Origin of the sequence: Candidatus Enterococcus moelleringii (assembly GCF_017377575.1) — a bacterium.
Lineage (GTDB): Bacteria > Bacillota > Bacilli > Lactobacillales > Enterococcaceae > Enterococcus_A > Enterococcus_A moelleringii.
The window spans coordinates 74,913-91,743 of sequence record NZ_JAFREM010000025.1 but is presented as its reverse complement, the minus strand read 5'-3'; the positions used below and the strand labels follow the sequence as shown (position 1 = coordinate 91,743).

Genomic DNA, 16,831 nt, shown 5'->3' with positions numbered 1-16,831 from the left:
TCGTCCAGCTAAATAGTTCTTAATCAGTAATAAACGAAAAAATTTCAAGCAGCTTCGGCAAGAAAATAATTAAGCCGACAATCACGGCAAAAAGAGAAGTCATCAAGACTGCACCTGCCGCCATATCTTTGATTTTTTTGCCAATCGGGTGGAAATGATGGTCGGTACACATATCAACGACATTCTCAAATACGGTGTTGATAATCTCGACAATCCAAACTAAAAACACGGCCAGAAAAATCCAAAGCCATTCCAATCGATTCAGACGAAAAATCACACCGGCCAACATGGCAAGCCCACCTAGACAGACATGCTTGCGCATATTGCGCTCTTCTTCAAACACCGTCTGTATTCCTTTGACGGCAAACTCCAAAGAGGTAATGAAGTCCTTATTTTTTTTCGTATTTTCTTCTTCTTTGATGTCTGTTACTTTAACTGCTTTTTCAACTACTTTTTCAGTTTTTTCTGTCTTATCTTTTGAGTCCATAGGCATCCAAAATCTCTTTCTGTAGTCCGAACATTTCCTTTTCGTCTTCGGGTGTCATGTGGTCGTATCCGTTAATGTGTAAAAAGCCGTGAACAGCTAAGAACCCTAACTCGCGGTCAAAGCTGTGTCCATATTCTTCAGCCTGTTCAGCCGCCCGTTCAGTAGAGATCATAATATCCCCTAAATTACGCGGCATCGCCATTTCTTCATCAAAAATAATTGGTACCTCATCGTCGCCATCTTCTTCCAGCGCAAAGCTGATAACATCTGTCGGTGCATCCTTGCCTCGATAGTCACGATTGATCACTTGAATACCGGCATTGTCCATAAAGGTAACTGACATTTCTGTATCCTCTGGAATTTTTAAATAATCAGCTGCAAACTGCAGCAACTCTTCGATTTCATTGATCTTATCTTGAGAAACTTCGCCTGTTTCATCAATAAAGCTAATGTCCACTACCGTTCGCCTCTTTCTTGCTCTTCCTTCATCTTCTCTGCTTCTGATTTCATCTTCGGATATTTAATCCGTGAGTGGAAAGTCGAACTCAAACTGCTGACTAACGATTTTTCAACAATCCGGATTTCTTTCAAGGTCAAACCAGAATCATCCAGCTGACCATCAGAAATACGTTCTTCTATCAAATTATGCACAAAGCTGCCGATTTTTTCAATCGACGGATGATCCATCGCCCGCACAGCTGCTTCACAGCTGTCAGCAATACTAACCACTCCCGCTTCACGGGTTTGTGGTTTCGGACCAGGATAACGGAATTCGGCTTCGGTTATTTCCGGATTTCGTTCCTTCGCTTTTACGTAGAAAAATTTCATCAAAGTAGTGCCGTGATGCTGATAACAAATATCAACCACCATTTGCGGCATTTTGTATTCTTCTAAAATTTTGGCGCCTTCAATTACGTGACCGAATATAATCTGCTTGCTGTCTTCCGGCAAAAGGAAATTGTGGGGATTCTCCGCACCTGGCGGCAAGTTTTCCACAAAAAAGTTTGCGTGTCTGATTTTACCAACATCATGATAATAGCAGGCTACACGTGTCAGTAAAGAACGTCCGCCAATCTCAGCCACTGCATTGGCACTCAAATTCGCAACCATCATGGAATGATGATAGGTACCAGGAGCTTCCTCTAACAACTGCTTCAACAATGGATGGTTAGGATTACTTAATTCATTTAGTGTAATAACTCCGCTATCGGTCACTAACAGCTCAATATACGGCTGCAATCCCGTTCCCAGTAGGAAGGAAAGCAGTGAGCCCGCTACCGCACAAATCAAGGTTCCCCAGGTTGCACTGTTACTAAATGACAATCCTTGGTAGATATTCAAGACAATCGCCCAAACAAATGGGAAAACGACAATCCATAACAAGGCTTGCTTAGCTTGATCCGATACCCGTTTTTGCTTAACCATTATAGCTAAAACACCAGAAAACAGATAGGTCATCAAAATGATCGTCAGCATATTAGTGCCGATGGAATCATAATAAACAAACAAGGCAAAAATCGTTTGGAAAACCGCCGCTAAGCTGCCCGCTCGCCGATTTACAAAGACCGTCAGCAACAATGGTACAAAGGCTGCCGGGAAAAACAGGGCTAGGTTGTTATTGCTGGTACTTTGGAAAATTTGCAAAAACTTCATAACCAGCACACTGAATATCATAGCCGATGAATAAAACAGGATAAAACGTACCCGTTGAAACTCCACTTCAAATTGTCGGCTGTAAAACCACAGAACAAATCCTTGCAAAACAGTTGCCAAAATCATCGCAATTAACGGGAAGGTGGAACCTCCTGAGCTGGTTAGTCCTAAAAGCTTCAGCTTATTAAACGCATTCGCGTCAATCTGACTGCCCTCACGAACAATGACTTCCCCTTGGTAGATCATCACTGGCTGAACAGAGCTTTCCGCTTGCTCCCGCAAGTCTTCCGTCCGCTTTTCATTCAGGACATCATTTACCACAATTCCATTTTCCAGCAAATACTGAATTACTTGATTTTGGTTGTCATTTAAACCAAGATCAGCAATTTGATCAATTGCCTCCTGCTTGTACTGTTCCAAGTCGCTTTCGCGAATCCGCTTGTTCATCTGTTCATCACTTAAATTTAACGCAGCGGTTTCGACTTGATCCAACTGCTGGCCGTTCAACTGTACCACCAAACGGAAAAAATTTTCCGGTAGCTTCTGGTAAAAGCTGACTGCATCTTGATCAATGCTCTCAAAATTCTTCTTTACCGCAGCTACTCGTTCCTCGACTGTTGGCTGAGGAACCGTTTCGCCTTCTTTGGCTTGTGTTGTCTTGCTTTGATAAGCCTTATCAATATCACTATTGGTTTTTTGAACCAAATCAATCAATTGACTGATGCGATCGTGCTGCGTCTCAGCTAGTTCTGGCTGATAAGTATACTCCGGTGTAACGGCCTCAGCTGCCAGCTGACGTTTTTGTTGGGTCTCGGCGCTGTTTTCGACCGTTTTATTGGCTCGAATACTCTCAGCAGCGACTTGCCCTTCCCGGTAGTCTACTCTTTTTTGACGTACACTAGTAAACATCGTAACAATCAAAAGCAATGCAAAAAAGACTAAGGTTAGCGGAATAAAGCGCGAACCAAGTTTTTTTCGCAAGTTGTTGATTGGTTGATTCAACATGTTGTTTCCTCCAATCTACTCATCTGAACGACGTAGATTTTCTTTCTCGTAAGCTTCAATAATTTCGGCAACGACCGGATGACGCACAACATCAGCAGATTCAAAGGTCACAAAGCGAATGCGTTTAATGTTGCGCAAGGTTCTTTCTGCATTGATTAATCCGCTCATTTGTCCTCTTGGTAAATCAATCTGGCTTGTGTCGCCGTTAACCACCATTTTAGAATTAAATCCCAGCCGAGTCAAAAACATTTTCATTTGAGCAATCGTGGTATTTTGCGCTTCATCCAAGATGACAAAAGCATCATCCAAGGTTCGTCCCCGCATATAAGCTAACGGAGCGATCTCAATCACACCGCGATCCAGCAAACGATTCGTATGCTCCACACCGAATATTTGATGCAAGGCATCATACATCGGACGCAAGTAAGGATCGACCTTTTCCTTCAAGTCACCTGGTAAAAAGCCTAGACTTTCACCCGCTTCTACCGCCGGGCGCGTCAAAATAATCCGTTGTACTTCGCCTTTTTTCAAGGCAGCAATGGCCATAACGATCGCCAGGTACGTCTTACCTGTACCAGCCGGACCCACGCCAAAAACTACATCAGATTTTCGAATAGCAGAAATATAGCGGCTCTGTCCAATATTTTTAGGCCGAATGGGCTTACCATTTCGATCCTTTAATAGTTCTTCTTCATACATCATCACAAACTCATCTAAATGATTGTCTTTGGCTAAACGAAGAGCCGTCATGACGTCGGGTGTTGCCACCTTTATACCACGATCGATCAACATCTGCAATGCCCGAATCACATCGGCCACTAATTTTGTCTCTTCTTTTTCACCGATAATTTGGATAGTTTCGCCACGTGTATTAATTGTTGTTGCTGTATTATCTTCTAAAAACTTGATATGTTTGTCATGGGAACCTAACAACATACTAATATCATCTTTGGCGTTAAGTTTTATCTCCAACGACTCAAAATCGTTTTTTGTCAAAAATATTTCATCCCCTTATTTTAATCATACACCCTATCATACCACACTCTAAATAAAAGCAAAATTACGAGAGATTCTACCTTAAGAAAGAACTAAAAAGACGGCATTTTAACAAGAATCCGTCATAGAATCCTCGATAAAAATTACCGTCTTTTTTATTTTTCCTGACAGATTGCCAGAAATTCTTCAAAACTCGTTTGCTTAGCTAATCGTTTCACCCGTGCCGGCTCATTTAAAATCATTACCAACTCTTCAAACAGCTGTTCAAATGAGTTGTCCCGTTCTCCTTTAAGGGCTAGCAGCAGGACTAGCTTTACTTTTTTATCCTGCCATTGAATCGGTTTGTCAAAGGAACAAATTGCTACTGCATTTTCCTTCGCTTCCCGCTTAATCGCATGGGGAATCGCATAATAATTTCCAAAGGCAGTGCTGGATAGTGACTCCCGCTCCAAAACCTTTTCAACATAATCAGCTTCACAATAGTCCTTGTCATACAGCTGCTTGCAAAGAAAATGAATCACCTCTTCAGGTGTTTTCTGAGATTGCAAAGGAAAGAACAAATCAGCTTCTAAAAACTTAGTCAGAACCGAAGGCGTTTTGCTTTCCTCAACAAAAATCTGGGTGATCTTGTCCAAATCCTTCTCAGTTAAAAAGGATTGGTATTGATAAATCGGGACACTGGTCTTCACCTGCAAGGATTCACTAGTCAGAATCAAATCCTTATCCTTCACCAGCTCCTCATTGACATCAAACACTGATTTGGCAACCGACATTTCGATTTCAAAATCTTTGATTCGATTAAGATAAGTTCGTACCATGCGCTGATTCCCCACACCATATGGCGAGACCAACAACACCTGTTTTTTCTTCTGACTACGGATGTTTTCCAGCGCCGACAGAAAATGCAGCGACAAATAGGCAATCTCGTCTTCGGGAAATTGAATTTTTAGCGCCTCTTGCAAAAAAGCTGAAGCATAGACACTGACGTTGTAGACAAAAGGAAATTTGCCTTTAATCTCCTCCAGCAGCGGATTCGTTAAATACTGATGATTAATCGCTCGTTTATACAAAGCCGAAACATGGGTCAGCAAATAATCAACAATCTTCTCATCCTGCGTAAAATCCAAATAAAAAATCCCGGTAATACTTTCCAACAAACTTTCGATAATTCCTTTTAGCTTTGGCTCCTCCAGACTTTCACTGGAAATAATTGCACCAGAATACAACCGATAGATATAAGGAAGCTCTTCTTCAGGAATATTCACCTGGAAATTTTCTTCCAATAAAGCAGCCATCCTTAAAGTCATCTGGCGGCTTTCCTGATCCTCCATTACCGGTTTCATTGTATTTAAGAAGCTTGACTTGCTGACCCGCTCCAACAATACCGCAATGTGCAAAATAAAAGAAATCGTCGAAAAATCATTGATAAAGAAGTCTTCCTGCTGATGAAAACGAATGACTACTTGAGATAATTTCCCAAGGTCGATTTGACCAAAATAGCCGGAATATTTCTCCAGACTCAGTTTATTCGCTTCAATTTCTTGATTCAAAAACAAGGTAAAGACTCTGCGCTTCTCTGCTTCTGCTCCATCAATAAACAACCGATTATTCTTCCGCTGAATAATTAATGACTGATCCTGCCGGGAAATCAAATCATTCAATTCCTTAATACTCCGATTTAAGGCTGACTCGCTAATAAAAAAATCATCCGCCAATTCATAAAAGTCGCAGCTTTCTTGATCAATAATCTGCACCAGCAATTCAAAATGAAGATTGGACCGTTCAATCGTTTTATCACAAGCTAATAAGTCGGCACTCTCAGGATTCAAATAGAATCCAGCCCCGGCTTTAGATAAAATGACTGTTTGTTCTGTTTGTCCATTCAGTTGCTGAATGTCATTACGAACCGTCTTGGTAGACACACCCAGCTCCTTTGATAATTGCTGGGCTGTCAGAGGGAGATTGCTCAAGGACAATTTCTCTATGATCTGCTCTTGACGTTGAGAAATTTGCATTGTGTTCCATCCTCCTGAAGGCATTTTAGCATCCTAGATTATATCATAAGAAGAGCATAGGACCACCTATGCTCTAAATATTAAGCAGTTGTTGTATCGTTTGACACTTCCACTGATGAATCACGCAGTTCAGCGGTTTCTTGTTCTTCAGATTCTTTTTCCAATGCGACCAAGTTCTTTTCATAAACTTTAAAGAATGGATAGTAAAGGACACCATCTAAAACAATTAAAGCGAAGACTAAGATAAGCGCCCGCCAATCCATGGTGGATAAAAAAGCACCGATTGGAGCTGGCATCTGCCAAGAGAAGACGGCAAAGGTTTTACCAACGATTCCCCAAGACATACATAGATACGTCACAATCCCATTGAACACAGAAGTAAAGATAAACGGTACGAAGAAGATCGGGTTTAGCATTAATGGTGTACCAAAAATCATCGGTTCAGAAATTCCGAAAATTGAAGGCAGGAACCCCACTTTTCCGACGGTACTTAACTGTTTCGATTTCGAACGCATCATTAAGAAAGCTAGTGCCAAAACGGAACCAGATCCGCCAATGATCACGAAATATGTCCAGAATGGTGTTGTGAAGATGTTGCTTAAATCTGCACCCGCCATTTTTTCAGCTGCATTGATAGACAAGTTGCCATCACGGATAGGACCTAAGATCCCTGCCAAAGCGGCATCGTGAATACCAAAGAACCAGAACAAATGGATCAAGAAAATACTCAAAATAGTAAATGGCAAGCTGTCAGCAGCCTGGAAGCTTGGCGCCATAATATTGTACAAGAACTGAACAGCTGTTGTATCAAATGCATGGAAGATAATAAAGATGATGGAGAAGAAAGTCATCAAAATTAATCCCGGTACAAGCGATGCAAAGGTTTCAGACAAAGATGCTGGTACACTGTCCGGCATCGAAATCCGGCCAATATTTTTCTTGCGCATCCAATGATACCCTTCAACTGTGACAATCGAAACAAATAGTGCTAACAAAATACCTCGACCATCTAAGAACCCAATCTCGACTTCTTTACCATCCCAGCCTAATTTTAACGGTGTCAGAACCAGCATCAAAAAGCCGACTACTGAAAACATTAACGGGCGTAAAACATCTTCCTTATAATGACGGCATAAAAAGTAAGTAACACCGATACAGATAAATAATGACATGGCACTCAATGTAATTCCGCTGATCCAGTTTAAAATCATGCTGTTTTCTTCTGCGAAGTTCGCCCATGCCAGCAAGAAACCATTTGTTGTGTTTTCAGTAACTGGGGCTGCAGTTAAAATGATTGGAATCGAACCAAACAAAGTAATCGGCAGCATTGACATAAAGGCATCCCGTGTTGCTTTCAAATGCCGCTGTTGACTCAACTTATTCGCTAACGGCGAGATGTATTGATCCATTTTTTCGCTTAATGTACTAAATCCCATGGTCTCTTATCCTCCAATCAATTTTTTGATATCGTCGTAAACACCTTTACCATCCATAATGCCGTATTTCATTGGTGAGATTGCTTCAACCGGTACATCCACTGATGCTTCAATTTGAGGTTTTAAAAAGCGGATTTGCGGGCCGATCAACACAAGATCAACTCCGTCAAGAAAGTCTTTATATTCTGATTCACTATAAGCATTAACCTCCAATGTATTATTAGAAGCAGCTTCAATTTTCTTAGCTAACATACCTGTAGACATTCCAGCATTACATACTAACATTACTTTTTTCATTGTTGATTTCCCCTTTTAGTTTTCTTTGTCATCGGCTTCCTGATGAACGCAGGAAGCTTAGATGACAAGACTTGATTTTACGCTGTTTAATCAAATTCTCTTCTTTGAATTTTTTCTCCATTACTTTCAATCATATCTTTAAACCAGTAATAAGAAGCTTTTGGTGTACGTTTTTGTTCCTTCTCGAAATCAACTGCAACCAGCCCATAACGTTTTTCCACACCATTTTTCCATGAGTATAGGTCGAATGACGCCCAAGCATAGTAGCCGCGGATGTCAGCGCCTTGATCCATCGCATTCATAATGGCATTGATGTGATCATTCATGAAAGAGATACGGTAATCGTCATTTACTTGATCGACTGTTACATCTTCACGAACCCCTACTCCATTTTCTGTCACATAGATTGGCAAGTGGTAGCGATCCCAAGCTTCAATTAGACCATCCTGTAATCCTTTTGGATAAATTTCAGTGTCCCATTCGGTGGTTTCGTTGTTTGGATCTTTGACTTGTTCAAACCAGCCTTTGATTAAAACTTTCGACTCGCCTTTTTTACCAGAATGGTTGAAGGAAAGCTGTGTTTCGCCGCCAGTATACGGTTTCACTAAAGTTCTTGAATAGTAGTTCAAGCCGATGAAGTCAACGGTATTTTCCTTAATTACTTTCAATTCATCTGCCTTCATAAAACTCACGTCGTAATCCTTAGCTAATACAGAAATTAAGTCAATCGGGAATTCCCCTAAAGCAGCCGTATCTAAAATCCAGTTGTTGCAGTAATTGTCAGCATAGCGCATCGCAATTCTTGTATCAATGGAGTCATCCACGCCATTTACTGGTGTATAGCTGTGAACAATACCGATTTGACCTTTGTACCCACCTTCTCTAAAGGCTTTCACACCTAGCGCGCTTGCGTACATTACATTGTATGCTGCAATCATCGTCTTTTGCGGATCTTGGAAGCCCGGAGGATAGTTGCCGATCATATACCCATTAGCAACAAACCATTTTGGTTCGTTAAAAGTTGTCCAGTTGATGATTTTATCTCCGAAAGCTTCATAGCAGACTTTTGCATAATGCTCAAAAGCTGCACATACTTCATGATTTAACCAGCCGCCAGTTTCTTCCCAATATTGTGGTAAGTCCCAGTGGTATAAAGTAACAAAAGGCTCGATGTCGTATTTTTTACAGGTATCTAAAATTTTATGATAAAAGTCCAATCCTTTTTGATTGACGTCGCCTTCTTTATTTTTGATGATCCGTGGCCAGGCAAGTGAGAAGCGGTAGGAATTTTGGCCGCCTTCTTTCATCATACGAATGTCTTCTTCGTAGCGATGATAATGATCGCTGGCAACGTCTCCATTTTCCAGATCGTTTTCGTGCAGATAAACATCCCACATTGATGGTACTTTTTCGTCTACATCCCAAGCACCTTCACATTGATAAGAGGCTGTTGCCCCACCCCATAAAAAGTTTTTATCCATTAATAGACTCCTTCCATTTATACAATTCTCCAAATTCAGCAATCATGTCGACTGCAATATCCGTCGATGTTAAGTGACCTTCCGCGTGAACCAATAATAAATCCACATCATGCATCCGATCCTCTGAAGATAGTTTTCGCAGCATTTCTGCATGTGCGCGATGCGCGAGCTTCATTTCACTTTTCGCTGTAGCATATTTTTCATCAAATGTTTGAAAATCTCCTTGTTTAACAGCGAGCAGGGCTTCATAAGCGTCACTTTTCGCATTACCCGCATGTAAGATGATGGCCATTGAGTCCATCTCAGTTCCGACTCTGACTTCTTCCATTTAAAAGTTCCTCCTCCTTCTTTCTGAATTAACTATAAAACGTTTTCAGCTCAAGTTAAATTTTTTATTTTCCACTTTAAAGTGGAAATTGAAAAAATTGGCGCTCTGCATTTCTTTTTAAGCACAAAAAAACCATCGAGAATTTCTCCTCGATGGTAAGAATTCCTATTGTAACAGCTCTTTTACGATGGCGTTTACTTGATTGCCGTCCGCCTTACCTTTGACTTGCGGCATCACAACACCCATCACTTTACCAAATTCCTTCGGTGAAGCTGCTCCAGTTTTGGCAATTGCGTCACTTACAATGCTGCGGATTTCAGCTTCTGAAAGCTGCGCTGGCATGTAGGTTTCCACAATTACAATTTCTTTTTTTACTTTGTCCGCTAAATCAGTCCGATCAGCTTTTTCGAATTCTGCCAGTGAATCACGACGTTGCTTCATCTCGCGAGATAAAACAGTCAATTCTTCATCAGCAGATAATTCCTGACCAGTTTTGATTTGTTCGTTTTGAACAGCGGCTTTCAGCATGCGGATTACTTGTAAAGTTTCTTTGTCTTTACTGCGCATTGCTTGCTTCATGTCTTCGTTTAGCCGAGTAAGCAGTGACATCAAATCACTCCGTTCACACTAGAATTTTTTGCGTTTTCTAGCTGCTTCTGATTTTTTCTTACGTTTCACACTTGGCTTTTCATAAAATTCACGTTTACGAGATTCTTGCAGAGTCCCCGCTTTAGAAACGGAACGTTTGAAGCGACGAAGAGCATCGTCAAGAGATTCATTTTTACGAACCACTGTTTTTGACATATAAATTCCCTCCCTCCGAGCTTAAAAAGTAACCGTTTTTGTTATTGAAATATACTCTCAAAAAACAAGACCGTCCATAAGTTATTATATCGAATGGATAATTATGAGTCAAGGCGCTAGAGAGTTTTATTTTTCCCGATTATTTAAGCAATCGTTTTACAATCGGAACAACGTCCATATAATTCGAAGCGATGCCCGTCAATTTGGCAATCGTCCAGTTGTTCCTTGAAGAAATCCATTGGACACATGTGAATTTCCTTTGTTTTCCCGCAAACCGTACAAATAAAGTGATGATGATGGCCAAAATCTTCACTGCAGCTGAAGCGGAACTTCATTTCTCCTTGATAATCAGTCTCTTCCACAATCCCAATTTCACAAAATTCTCTTAAATTTCTATAAACAGTATCGTAACTAAGGCCTGGAAACTGGTCATTTAAGTACTCGTATATTTCTTTGGCAGCCACATAGCGATTTTTTTTGATAAGGTAGTTCAGCAAAGATTCGCGTTTCTTCGTATATTTGAAGCCATTTTCTTTTACTTTTGCTAATGCTTTTTCTAATAAAGTTGGTTGTGTCACGATAATCCCTCCTGATTAAACCGTAATGATTCTGAATAGAAATATGGTATAATAAATTATCTTAAAATACAAGGGAGATTTATATGGAAAAGGAAAATCAGACCGATCTTGTTACAATCTTTATCATTTCCGATTCGGCAGGTGAAACAGCTTCTAAATTAGCCCAAGCTTCGATGGCACAATATCCAACTGTAGAATTTTGTTTATTCCGACGGACGTTTATAAACTCATCTGAACTATTACTAAAAGCCTTAAAAGACGCAAAAAATGAAAATGCCATGATCATCCATACACTAATTGATCCTAAACTGTCAAAAATGGCTGAGGAATTCTGCGAGCATGCGGGACTGTTTCATATGGACTTATTAAATCCAGTAGTAAATGAAATCCAACGTAGAGCAAATATTGAGCCTTCCTTTGAACCAGGCGCCTTGCATCATTTAAATGATAACTATTTCAAACGTATCAAGGCCTTAGAGTTTGCGGTTAAGTATGATGACGGTAAAGATCCGCGGGGGTTCTTAGAAGCGGATATCGTTTTGTTAGGAGTATCTAGAACCTCTAAAACGCCGTTGAGTCTTTTTCTAGCAAATAAAAATTTGAAGGTAGCTAACCTGCCATTGATTCCACAGGCGCATATTCCTAAGCAACTGTACCAAATTGATCCTAAAAAAATTGTCGGCTTGACCAATGATACAGAGGTGCTTATCAGCATTCGAAAAGAACGGATGCGGGCATATGGCCTTAACCCTGAAACTGCCTATTCTGATCGCGACAAAATTCAAGCTGAATTGAAATTTGCCCATGATTTGTATCAGGAACTAGGCTGTTACGTAGTAAATGTAGCCAATTATTCAATTGAAGAAACTGCCGCAAAAATTATGACTGCTTTGGATTTAGAAGATCACAGCTACTACTTCCTAGAAGACTCTGACGATGAATAAGGATAAAACAGCGACCTAGGTTTAAGAACCTAAGCCGCTGTTTTTATTTGACTGAATTTCTACAATTTTATCTAGTTCATATGGCGTTGTCTGATAAACATCGTTAATCCAATTATGGAAGAAGAGATAAGCATGAGCCCGCCAGCGATTCGTCACCTTCTCATCGGAGGACAAATAATAATTTTCCGGTTTTTGTGTGTCGAGTCCTTTATCCAAATCTCGCAAATACTCGCCTTCTAATGTACCAGAGTCATACTCAAAGTGGCCCAACAAAAAGGCGTTGTGGCCGTCCTCTGAGAGCAAGATGGTGGAAGCCCCCTGATCATCCTGAGCAATAACTTCAAGTGTGCTAGCTGCAATTTGTGCTTCATTAATGCCGGTATAGCGAGATTGCGGCATCCAAAAGACATCATCGAAGCCGCGGAATAAACGATGCTTCGTCAGCAGCTTTTGTGTGAAGATTCCAAACAGCTTCTCTTCATACATCACTTTATCAATTCCATAATGGTAGTACATCCCTGCTTGCGCACCCCAGCAAATATGAATCACTGAAGTCACATGTGTTTGACTCCAAGACATGATGGCTGTCAATTCTTCCCAGTAGTCCACCTCTTCAAAAGGCAACTTCTCAATCGGGGCTCCCGTAATAATCAAGCCATCGTAACAAGTATCCTTAATAGAAGAAAATTCTAAATAATATTTCTCCAAATGAGTTTTACTCGTATTCCGATGCTCATGAGAAGCTACCTTCATGAAGTCGACATCGATTTGCATTGGGCTTTGACTAATTAGACGCAGTAATTGAATCTCCGTAACTATTTTATTGGGCATCAAATTCAAGATTAATAATTTCAGCGGGCGAATATCCTGCTGGTTCGCCCGTTGATTATCAATCGCAAAAATATCTTCACCTTCTAAAACTTTTGTAGCCGGAAAGTCCGGCTCTAAACGAATCGGCATGACTAACCCTCCAATTGTTCAAAGGCTTGCTTCAGATCAGCTATAATATCATTCACATTTTCGATTCCGCAAGACAAACGAACCAATCCAGGAGAAATCCCCGCTTGAGCCAGCTCTTCATCATTTAATTGACGATGAGTCGAAGATGCTGGATGCAAGGCACAAGTACGGATATCTGCCACATGCACCTCTAACGAAACCATCTGTAAGGAATCCAGCCACTTAGCTGCCACTTCTTTACCTGCAGCGATTTCAAAAGAAATCACGCCGCATAAACCATTAGGAACGTATTTTTGGGCCATTTCATAATTTTTATCTTGTTTAAGTCCTGGATAAGTCACTTTTTTTACCGCAGCCTGTTCAGTTAGAAATTCAGCAACTGCTAAAGCATTTTGGAAATGACGCTCCATCCGTACTGCCAAGGTTTCAATTCCCAAATTTAATAAGAAAGAATTTTGTGGTGAAGGTGTTGCTCCTAAGTCGCGCATTAACTGTACTCGAGCTTTTGTAATATAGGCCGCGGCTCCAAATGCTTCAGTATAAACTAGACCATGATAGGTTTCGTCCGGTTCAGATAATTGCGGGAATTTTCCATTGTTCCAGTTAAATTTACCGCCATCAATAATCACACCCCCGGTTTGAACGGCATGACCATCTAAATATTTTGTCGTACTGTGAATTACAATGTCCGCACCAAAATCAACAGGATTGCAGTAATACGGCGTAGCAAAAGTATTATCAATCAAAAATGGGACATCTAGTGCTTTCGCTAATTGAGCAAATTTCTCAATGTCCAAGACATGTAAAGCCGGATTCGCAATCGTTTCAGCAAAAATTGCTTTAGTGTTAGGTTTTGCAGCCTTTTTCAATTCTTCCAATGAAGCATTTTGATCAACAAAGGTTACTTCAATACCCATCTTACGCAAGGTGTGGGCAAACAGGTTAAATGTGCCGCCGTAAATGTAGGAAGACGAAATAAAGTGATCACCGGATTCTAAAATATTCAAGATTGCGTAGAAAGTAGCCGCTTGACCAGAAGCGGTGCATAATGCTCCTACTCCTTTTTCCAGCGCTGCCAATTTTTCTTCCACTGCTCCCGTAGTCGGGTTAGCTAAACGCGTGTAGAAATAGCCGCTTTTTTCTAAATCGAACAACTTTCCGATTTCTTCAGTTGAATCATACGTATAAGTGGTACTTTGGGTAATTGGTAAAACACGCGGTTCTCCATTCCCAGGGGTGTAGCCAGCATGCAGACATTTTGTTTCAAATTCCATTTTGATTTCCTCCTAAGTTTTGGTTGGTGATATATTTATTAATACTAATTTACATTTTTTTGTTTGTTGATGAATGGAGTTAGCAGATAGCTCCCCTAGGGATTGATTTTTCCAAGAACAGGAAAAATCAGTTCTATTCTCGTACGCTTACCATTCCACTAAGCGGTTCGGGCTTGTTACTAGTTAAAGCTTGATGATCTAATCAGCTGCTTTTATAAATTGTGAAAAGTGGAACTGGCAGCTAACTCCTTATTGCGGTAGTGAATTTTCTACAAAAATTCACTTTATTCTCGTACGCATACCATTCCACTAAGCAGTTCAGGCTTGTTACTAGCTAAAGCTTAATGATCTGATCAACTAATTTTATAAACTGTAAAAAGTGGAACTGGCAAAAAAAACTTCCGTCCTTCTGTTAGGAAAGGACGAAAGTTTCGTGGTACCACCTTTTTTCATTGGTCCGTGACCAATCTTACTCAGCAATCTATTTACTGAAAAGCTGTAACGGGCCAACCCGCAAATGATTACTCGCTTCATCATTTTATGCTCCAAGACCATCTTCTAAAAGATAAGGAATGCTTCTTTTCAGCTGCCGAAGCTCTCTTTGAATCCTTATTCATCTATACTCTTCTCATCAACGCATTGTATTTACTTAGTATACTTGTAATCCTTCTTGATCAATTGCTAATATTTCTACCCGAGCGTTGCTGTCCAACTCCTTCAAGCGTTCAGCAATCTGCTCTGACTTGTCTGGAGCTAATAAAGTCAACACGGTTGGTCCGGCACCACTTAAATAGCTGCCGTAGCCGCCCATTTCCTGCGTGATTGAACGAATTTCAGCCAAATGCGGAACTAAATGCTTACGATGCTTTTCATGGAACAAGTCTTTTTCCATCATCTTGCCGGCTAAAGGTAGATTACCATTCAACACGGCTGCAATCATCACATTAGCAATTGAGCTTGCTTTAACTGCTTCTTGATACGAAAATTCGTTAGGCAAAACACCACGACTAGCAGATGTCAGCAGCTCTTCACTTGGAATAAAGGCCACTACATCGCATTCTGGAAAATGATGTTTTACATACTCCACTTCTTCATCGGCATAACTGGCAACCACAAAGCTGCCGCAAATCGCTGGTGCTACATTATCCGGATGACCTTCAATCTCTGTAGCGATTTCTAATTTCTCACGAATCGACAAATTCAAATTCCCCAAGCGATTCGCCAATTCAATTCCTGCTACGATTACTGAAGAACTGCTGCCCAAACCACGGGCTACTGGAATATCCGTTGACATTTTAATCCGATGAGGTGTTAAATCCGGTACCAGCTTCAACGCTGTTTGAATCAGCAGGTTGCTTTCATCGCGGGGAATCGAGTCAGACAAGTCATGCTCTACTACCCACTCGGGACTTGCTGAAGCAATCTCAATCACTAAATATTGTGAAAGCGCGATCCCGCAAGAGTCAAAGCCTGGGCCTAGGTTGGCACTTGTAGCAGGAACGCGGATTTTCATAGTTTCGCCACTCCTTCTTTCAGGTGTTGACGCATGTCTTCTAAATCGCTCATTTTGCTGATTTTTACATCCGTTGCATTAATCGCTGTATCTGGATCCTTCAAGCCGTTACCAGTAAAGATTGCTACTACGGTTTCACCTTGCTTGATTTTGCCGCTCTTCACATGTTGAATAATTCCAGCAAGTGATGCTGCTGATCCTGGTTCAACAAAGACGCCGTCTTGTGCGGCAACTTTACGATAGGCATTTAAAATTTCTTCGTCAGTTACGGCATCGATGTGTCCATTAGATTCATCTCTAGCTGCTTCGGCTAATTTCCAGCTGGCTGGATTACCGATTCGGATTGCTGTAGCAACGGTTTCCGGCTGTTCGATCACTTCGCCGCGAACGATTGCTGCAGCTCCTTCAGCTTCAAAGCCGTGCATACGCGGCAAATCAGTCCCTTTGACTTCATGCCATTCTTTGAATCCTTTCCAATAAGCTGAGATATTTCCAGCATTGCCAACAGGAATCGCTAAAACATCTGGTGCTTTTTCTAACTGTTCGCAAATTTCAAAGGCGGCTGTTTTTTGACCTTCTAAACGGTAAGGATTCACTGAGTTCACCAAAGCCACAGCCTCAGTTTCAGCGATGTCTCGTACTGCCTTTAACGCTTCATCAAAGTTTCCAGGAATTGAAATAATGTCTGCTCCGTAGATGATCGCTTGAGCTAATTTACCCATAGCAATTTTGCCATCTGGAATAACTACATAAGCTTTGATACCGGCGCGAGTTGCATAAGCTGCTGCCGCCGCACTAGTATTCCCAGTTGAAGCACAGATGATTGCTTTAGCTCCGTCTTCCACTGCTTTAGCGACAGCCATCACCATTCCACGATCTTTAAATGATCCAGTCGGGTTCAAGCCTTCATATTTACCGTATAGTGTGATACCTAATTCTTTAGACAAATTGTGCAATGGAATCAGCGGAGTATTCCCTTCAGCTAGAGACAGCATTGGTGTTTTATCAGTGATTGGTAAATATTCTTTGTATTGTTTTAATAATCCTTCGTACATAGTGG

17 protein-coding genes and 1 other annotated feature are annotated in these 16,831 nt (G+C 40.9%); of the genes, 1 reads left to right on the top strand and 16 read right to left on the bottom strand.

The annotated features are described in order from the left end of the window. Positions 1–19: 19 nt before the first annotated feature. The 12 genes from JZO70_RS15395 to JZO70_RS15340 all read right to left on the bottom strand — a co-directional run bounded on the left by JZO70_RS15395 (position 20) and on the right by JZO70_RS15340 (position 11,080). The gene (locus JZO70_RS15395; protein WP_430748902.1) at positions 20–493 is read right to left on the bottom strand and encodes a diacylglycerol kinase family protein; all 474 of its coding nucleotides are present in this window, start codon (positions 491–493) and stop codon (positions 20–22) included. Further along, complete coding sequence (gene ybeY / locus JZO70_RS15390; RefSeq protein ID WP_207674554.1) at positions 471–944, bottom strand: rRNA maturation RNase YbeY; 474 nt, start codon at positions 942–944, stop codon at positions 471–473. Before ybeY ends, JZO70_RS15395 begins: the two co-directional genes overlap by 23 nt. Beyond that, positions 944–3,145, bottom strand: coding sequence for an HD family phosphohydrolase (locus JZO70_RS15385; RefSeq protein ID WP_207674553.1), 2,202 nt, complete (start codon positions 3,143–3,145; stop codon positions 944–946). The genes ybeY and JZO70_RS15385 overlap by 1 nt, the downstream gene beginning before the upstream one ends. Positions 3,146–3,160: 15 nt before the next feature. Then, a complete protein-coding gene (locus JZO70_RS15380; protein ID WP_207674693.1) occupies positions 3,161–4,081 on the bottom strand; it encodes a PhoH family protein in 921 nt (306 codons plus the stop codon). Positions 4,082–4,296: 215 nt separating this feature from the next. After that, positions 4,297–6,156, bottom strand: a complete 1,860-nt coding sequence (locus tag JZO70_RS15375) for a BglG family transcription antiterminator (protein ID WP_207674552.1) — start codon at positions 6,154–6,156, stop codon at positions 4,297–4,299. An 80-nt stretch (positions 6,157–6,236) separates the two neighbouring features. Further along, complete coding sequence (locus JZO70_RS15370) at positions 6,237–7,592, bottom strand: PTS sugar transporter subunit IIC (protein WP_207674551.1); 1,356 nt, start codon at positions 7,590–7,592, stop codon at positions 6,237–6,239. 6 nt (positions 7,593–7,598) lie between these two features. Beyond that, positions 7,599–7,889 (bottom strand): PTS sugar transporter subunit IIB, encoded by a 291-nt coding sequence (locus tag JZO70_RS15365; RefSeq protein ID WP_207674550.1) that lies wholly within the window; start codon positions 7,887–7,889, stop codon positions 7,599–7,601. Positions 7,890–7,975: 86 nt separating this feature from the next. Continuing rightward, the gene (locus tag JZO70_RS15360; RefSeq protein WP_207674549.1) at positions 7,976–9,370 is read right to left on the bottom strand and encodes a glycoside hydrolase family 1 protein; all 1,395 of its coding nucleotides are present in this window, start codon (positions 9,368–9,370) and stop codon (positions 7,976–7,978) included. After that, complete coding sequence (locus tag JZO70_RS15355) at positions 9,363–9,698, bottom strand: PTS sugar transporter subunit IIA (protein WP_207674548.1); 336 nt, start codon at positions 9,696–9,698, stop codon at positions 9,363–9,365. Before JZO70_RS15355 ends, JZO70_RS15360 begins: the two co-directional genes overlap by 8 nt. A 165-nt stretch (positions 9,699–9,863) precedes the next feature. After that, a complete protein-coding gene (locus JZO70_RS15350) occupies positions 9,864–10,307 on the bottom strand; it encodes a GatB/YqeY domain-containing protein (RefSeq protein WP_207674547.1) in 444 nt (147 codons plus the stop codon). A gap of 18 nt (positions 10,308–10,325) precedes the next feature. After that, on the bottom strand, positions 10,326–10,502 hold the full coding sequence (gene rpsU, locus JZO70_RS15345) for a 30S ribosomal protein S21 (protein WP_002356740.1): 177 nt from the start codon (positions 10,500–10,502) through the stop codon (positions 10,326–10,328). Between the two features lie 143 nt (positions 10,503–10,645). Beyond that, positions 10,646–11,080 carry a transcriptional repressor gene (locus JZO70_RS15340; protein ID WP_207674546.1) on the bottom strand — a complete coding sequence of 145 codons (435 nt, stop codon included), beginning with the start codon at positions 11,078–11,080 and terminating at the stop codon, positions 10,646–10,648. A gap of 83 nt (positions 11,081–11,163) precedes the next feature. On the opposite strand from JZO70_RS15340, the gene JZO70_RS15335 reads away from it, so the two are divergent. Continuing rightward, on the top strand, positions 11,164–12,024 hold the full coding sequence (locus JZO70_RS15335) for a pyruvate, water dikinase regulatory protein (protein WP_207674545.1): 861 nt from the start codon (positions 11,164–11,166) through the stop codon (positions 12,022–12,024). Positions 12,025–12,045: 21 nt separating this feature from the next. On the opposite strand, the gene JZO70_RS15330 is transcribed toward JZO70_RS15335, so the two are convergent. The 4 genes from JZO70_RS15330 to thrC all read right to left on the bottom strand — a co-directional run bounded on the left by JZO70_RS15330 (position 12,046) and on the right by thrC (position 16,826). Continuing rightward, complete coding sequence (locus tag JZO70_RS15330; protein WP_207674544.1) at positions 12,046–12,984, bottom strand: homoserine O-succinyltransferase; 939 nt, start codon at positions 12,982–12,984, stop codon at positions 12,046–12,048. Positions 12,985–12,986: 2 nt separating this feature from the next. Continuing rightward, on the bottom strand, positions 12,987–14,258 hold the full coding sequence (locus JZO70_RS15325) for an O-acetylhomoserine aminocarboxypropyltransferase/cysteine synthase family protein (protein WP_207674543.1): 1,272 nt from the start codon (positions 14,256–14,258) through the stop codon (positions 12,987–12,989). 415 nt (positions 14,259–14,673) lie between these two features. Then, positions 14,674–14,902: a binding site (T-box leader), on the bottom strand. A 5-nt stretch (positions 14,903–14,907) separates the two neighbouring features. After that, entirely contained in the window at positions 14,908–15,771 is an 864-nt protein-coding gene (thrB, locus tag JZO70_RS15320; protein WP_207674542.1) for a homoserine kinase, read from the bottom strand. Further along, the gene (gene thrC / locus JZO70_RS15315; protein WP_207674541.1) at positions 15,768–16,826 is read right to left on the bottom strand and encodes a threonine synthase; all 1,059 of its coding nucleotides are present in this window, start codon (positions 16,824–16,826) and stop codon (positions 15,768–15,770) included. Before thrC ends, thrB begins: the two co-directional genes overlap by 4 nt. Positions 16,827–16,831: the final 5 nt, after the last annotated feature.